This is a genomic window from Mesorhizobium sp. M7A.F.Ca.CA.002.15.2.1, assembly GCF_003998715.1.
GTDB lineage: Bacteria > Pseudomonadota > Alphaproteobacteria > Rhizobiales > Rhizobiaceae > Mesorhizobium > Mesorhizobium ciceri.
Window position 1 is genome coordinate 1 of sequence record NZ_RZPI01000503.1, and the last position, 4,268, is coordinate 4,268.

General features: G+C 61.5%; 6 protein-coding genes. 4 read left to right on the forward strand and 2 right to left on the reverse strand.

The genetic code is table 11. The annotated features are described in order from the left end of the window. Window positions 1–511: 511 nt before the first annotated feature. The gene (locus ENZ74_RS23700; protein WP_013530978.1) at window positions 512–937 is read left to right on the forward strand and encodes a low affinity iron permease family protein; all 426 of its coding nucleotides are present in this window, start codon (window positions 512–514) and stop codon (window positions 935–937) included. A gap of 3 nt (window positions 938–940) precedes the next feature. Here ENZ74_RS23700 and ENZ74_RS23705 read toward each other — a convergent pair whose 3' ends face one another. Further along, window positions 941–1,807 (reverse strand): SDR family NAD(P)-dependent oxidoreductase, encoded by an 867-nt coding sequence (locus ENZ74_RS23705; RefSeq protein WP_013530979.1) that lies wholly within the window; start codon window positions 1,805–1,807, stop codon window positions 941–943. Between the two features lie 162 nt (window positions 1,808–1,969). On the opposite strand from ENZ74_RS23705, the gene ENZ74_RS23710 reads away from it, so the two are divergent. Continuing rightward, entirely contained in the window at window positions 1,970–2,251 is a 282-nt protein-coding gene (locus tag ENZ74_RS23710) for a hypothetical protein (RefSeq protein WP_027160626.1), read from the forward strand. Window positions 2,252–2,303: 52 nt separating this feature from the next. On the opposite strand, the gene ENZ74_RS23715 is transcribed toward ENZ74_RS23710, so the two are convergent. Beyond that, complete coding sequence (locus ENZ74_RS23715; RefSeq protein WP_013530981.1) at window positions 2,304–2,879, reverse strand: TMEM175 family protein; 576 nt, start codon at window positions 2,877–2,879, stop codon at window positions 2,304–2,306. Window positions 2,880–3,119: 240 nt separating this feature from the next. On the opposite strand from ENZ74_RS23715, the gene ENZ74_RS23720 reads away from it, so the two are divergent. After that, the gene (locus ENZ74_RS23720) at window positions 3,120–3,521 is read left to right on the forward strand and encodes an SH3 domain-containing protein (protein WP_063168298.1); all 402 of its coding nucleotides are present in this window, start codon (window positions 3,120–3,122) and stop codon (window positions 3,519–3,521) included. A 184-nt stretch (window positions 3,522–3,705) separates the two neighbouring features. Next, on the forward strand, window positions 3,706–4,268 hold a 563-nt coding region (locus tag ENZ74_RS23725), incomplete at its 3' end, for an MFS transporter (RefSeq protein ID WP_164761160.1).

Here is a 4,268-nt window from a genome sequence, read left to right on the forward strand (position 1 = left end):
GCGCAACAGTGTGTACCAGTCCTTGACCGCATGGTCGCTGTCCAGCGCGTTGTTGGTCCAATGCCTTTCGAGACTGCCGGTGATTGTCGGATCGGTCGCTATTTCGGCAGCCGGTGCTGTTGATGGTTCTGCCCTGGCGGTCACGGCCGCGCAGGCCATCAGCAGGCCTAGGCCGGCGCTGCCAAGCAATCTGCGGGAAAGTGGAGCGACCGTCTGTCCTTCTGCCGGTCGGCGCTTTCGGGAAACCATGCTCCGCGCTCTCCGGACTGAAACCCCTTCCGCCATGCGGGGGTGGCGCAGCGGAAGGGGCTGGAGGTAAACCGCTGTGAAGCGGAAGGAACAGGCACTCTTGCCTGCGGGAGTACTGTGGCATTGAACCCATAAGGTGTGTTTTCCAGACTATTCTCCCTATGCGTGCAGGCAATTGTACCTGAGGTATTTGTTCGCATCGGGAACCTGAAGCGGTCGCTGATTGTTTCTCATCGCGCCGCAGCGTCGAGGATTTCGATAGATGGAAAAGCATTTCACCAAGGTTGCCAACTGGGTCGCCCGCATAGCCGGCCTGCCGCCGACATTCGCCGTCTGTTGCCTCATCATCATCGCCTGGGGGGTGAGCGGTCCGTTCTTCGGCTTTTCGGACACTTGGCAACTTGTCATCAACACGGGCACGACCATCATCACCTTCCTGATGGTCTTCCTGATCCAGAACACTCAGAACCGCGACGGCGCGGCGATCCAGGCCAAGCTCGACGAACTGATCCGGGTCGGCAAGGGCCACAACCACTTCATCGGCATCGAGCATCTGACCGAATCCGAAGTCGAGGAAATCCGCGCCAAATGCGAGCGTGCGGCAAAGCGGCATGACGAACAGATCGCCGACATCGCGGCGAAGAAGGCCGTGGCACAGAAGCGCGGGTCGAAAAAGCAAGCGGCCTGAAGATCAGCCTTTCATGAAGGCTGCGAAACTGCCTTTGTGGTCCGGATGCCAGCGCGACAAAGCGGGGCGGTTCTCGATGATGTCGCCGATCGCCCAGGCCATGCGCTTTTCATCCAGCGGCCGGGCCGCCTCATTGTCCGGGCACAGGATGTAGAAATCTCCCCTGGTCAGGGATTCCAGCATGAAATCCACAACCTGTTCGCCGGTCCAGGCGCCGGCCGGTTTTTCCGTCGCACCCTCGGTCAGACCGGTAAAGGTGAAGCCGGGGATCAGCAGATGGGCAGCGACATGGGCGCCGGGTTCGTTGCGCAACGCGTGCGCCAGGCCTTCCGTGAAGGTTTTCACTCCTGCCTTGGAGACATTGTAGGCAAGATTGCCGGGCGGCGTGGTGATGCCTTGCTTGGAGCCGGTGTTGACGATCAGACCCGGCCTGGCCGAGGCCAGCATGCGCGGCGCGAAGGCCTCCACGCCATGCACAACGCCCCAGAAATTGATGTCCAGCAGCCGTTTCCAGGCATCGCGGTTTTCCCACGGCTTTCCGGGGTTGTCGCCGACGCCGGCATTGTTCATCAGCAGCGACACGCCGCCGAAGGCGCCGAACGCTCTCTCGGCGAGGCGGTCCACCTCATCCGCCTTCGAAACGTCGGCGGCGACGGCAAGCACGGCATCGTCGCCGGCAATCGCGGAAACGGCGCGCGAGGCGTCGTCAAGCCGCGCGCCGCCAATGTCGGCCAGCACGATCTTCATGCCTAGCAATGCAAGCCGCTTGGCGGCCGCCAGACCGATGCCGCTGGCAGCGCCGGTGATCACGGCGGCATTGCCTGGAGCAAGCGCGGGCAGGGCGGTCTGGATCTCGGCGTCGGTGATCATGGGCGATGGATTCCTTGTTCGATGCGCCGAACTTAGCGCCGGAACGGGCCGGTGCAAGCCTCTGCTCGTCTTGTCGGGTTGACCAGTCCGGCCGAGGCTGCGCATGTTGCCCTTTGTCCCCGCAAAAGAGATTTAGGCCTGGGGACAAACGGAGGTTCCTGATTGACGGACTGGGTTGCAATTCTGAAGGAGCAGACCGCCATTGGCGACCAGATGGGCCGCGAGGTGCCGCAGATGCTGGCCAATCCCGACATCAGCGAAGCGCAGGTGAAGACACTCTTTTCCGCGCTGGAGAAACAAGCCGAGTTCGTCGAGAAACTGCGCATGGCGCTGGAAAAATTCGGCCATGATTTCTCGATCATCAAGGCCGCGGAACGGCTGGAGGAGCTCTATGCCGACCTCGCCGCATCGGTGGCGGAAAAACTGAAAGCGATGCGCAAGTAGGGCAATTTGGGAAAGCCGTGCAGCGCTCTACCTTGAAAATGTGTGAAGACAACTACTTTTCGATCACCCGCGCAAAGCGCCTATCCGGTACGAGCCATATCATCGCGACCAGCACATAGAGCGCGACGCCGATCCACTGGCTGACGAAGGTCAGCACGACGGCCACGATATAGACAGCCAGCGAGAGCTTCCCCTTGCGGTCATTACCCAGCGCCTTGGCAAAGGCGGTATCATTGCCGTGCAGGCGATGCAGCGCGGCGGCGAGTATGGTGTAGGCGATGGCGCATAGCGCGAGGTCGGTGCCATAGACTGCTACCGGCACCGGCGCAAAGTGGTTCTCGCCCATGAAGGCTGTGGTCACCGGCATCAGCGACAGCCAGAACAGCAGATTGAGGTTCGCCCACAGCACGCGCCCGTCGACCCGCTGAACGGTGTGGAACATGTTGTGCAGATTGTTCCAGTAGATGCCGACATTGATGAAGGACAGCACGTAGCAGAAGAAGATCGGCCACAACGGCACCAAGGCGGAGAAATCCTCGCCATGCGGCACTTTCAACTCAAGCACCATGATGGTGATGATGATAGCCACGACGCCATCGGTGAATGCCTCGACCCTGCCTTTGCCCATGGATCCCACCTTTGCCCGCGATGAATTGTCGAAAGAGAGTAACGCTAGCGGATGTTGAGGAGCCAATAAATGGCAACCGCGAAATTCCTCAACCATGTCCAAGGAAAATCCGGCATCAGTCCCGCTGGCCAGGACGGTTACGGCCGCCCACCTGTTGACTTTTCTTGGCTTGGCCGCTCCTCTTGCAGGGCAGTCTTGGCCGAAGCAGATGAACGGCCGGGATTCGAATGGAGGGGACTGATGAGATTTCGTTTTCTGCTTGTGGCCGCGACCATCCTGGCCGCGGTGTTCGGGACGTCCGCCGCGGCCTTCGCCTACAGCGCTCACACCTCGACCAACCTCAACGTCCGCAGCGGGCCGGGAGCGGGATACGCCAAAGTGGGAACGCTGCCCGCCGGCTTCAGGGTCAATGTCACCGGCTGCCAGCCGGGCTGGTGTAGAATCCATGGCGGCGGCGTGAGCGGCTGGGCCAGCGCCGGTTATCTTGAACGCTCCCAGATCGTTCGCCCGCCAATCATCATCGTGCGTCCGCCGCATCGGCCGCCACACTGGCACAAGCCGCACCGTCCTCCGCACCATCGGCCGCCGCACAGGCCGCGTCCCGGCAAGTGCAAGATCGCGCCCGGCTTTGCTTGCAGGTAACGCCGACCGGTTGAACGATAGATGACGGATCGGAGCCGCTGGCCCCGATCCGAGCCTGTTCAGCCGGCGGACATCCCGCTCAAGCAATGTCCACCGTGCTGTCAGGAGCCTGCCTGTCGGTTGGAACGTCGTGGATGAAACCGCGTTAGATCCTCGATCCCCGAAATTGGTGACGAGGTTGGCCATGGCCATTCGCGATTTTGCGCATACGCACGAAGGGGCAGGTGGCGATGCTCTCGCAATCCCCACCGTCGCCGCGATGATTGCGGTGCTGTTTGCCGGCAGCACGGTGCTGACGCCGCTCTACATCGTCTACAAGCAGCAATTCGGCTTTTCACAAATCACCCTGACGCTGATCTACGCCGTGTATGTCGTCGGCAATCTGGCGGCACTTCTGATGTTGGGCAGCGTCTCCGATATTGTCGGACGCCGGCCCGCGAGCCTGGCGGCCATGCTCGTCGCCATCGTCAGTGCGCTTGTCTTCCTGTTTGCCGTAAACGTCGTCTCGCTCGACGTCGCCCGCATCCTGAGCGGGCTTGGCATCGGCGTCGGCGCGGGGACCGGAACCGCGTGGATTGCCGAGCTTCTTCCCGGCGCGGACAAGTCGCGCGCCAGTGTGATTGCCACCAGCACCAATTTCCTCGGCCTCGTCCTCGGCGCACTGACTTCGGGATTTCTGGCTGAATACGAGCCATGGCCGTTGCGGCTGATCTTCATCGTCTATCTGGCAGCACTTGCGGTGGTGAC

Bases quoted from the DNA above. Each gene is read 5' to 3' on its own strand.
- ENZ74_RS23705 (WP_013530979.1), bottom strand. From the start codon at position 1,807: ATGATCACCGACGCCGAGATCCAGACCGCCCTGCCCGCGCTTGCTCCA.
- ENZ74_RS23700 (WP_013530978.1), top strand. From the start codon at position 512: ATGGAAAAGCATTTCACCAAGGTTGCCAACTGGGTCGCCCGCATAGCC.
- ENZ74_RS23715 (WP_013530981.1), bottom strand. From the start codon at position 2,879: ATGGGCAAAGGCAGGGTCGAGGCATTCACCGATGGCGTCGTGGCTATC.
- ENZ74_RS23720 (WP_063168298.1), top strand. From the start codon at position 3,120: ATGAGATTTCGTTTTCTGCTTGTGGCCGCGACCATCCTGGCCGCGGTG.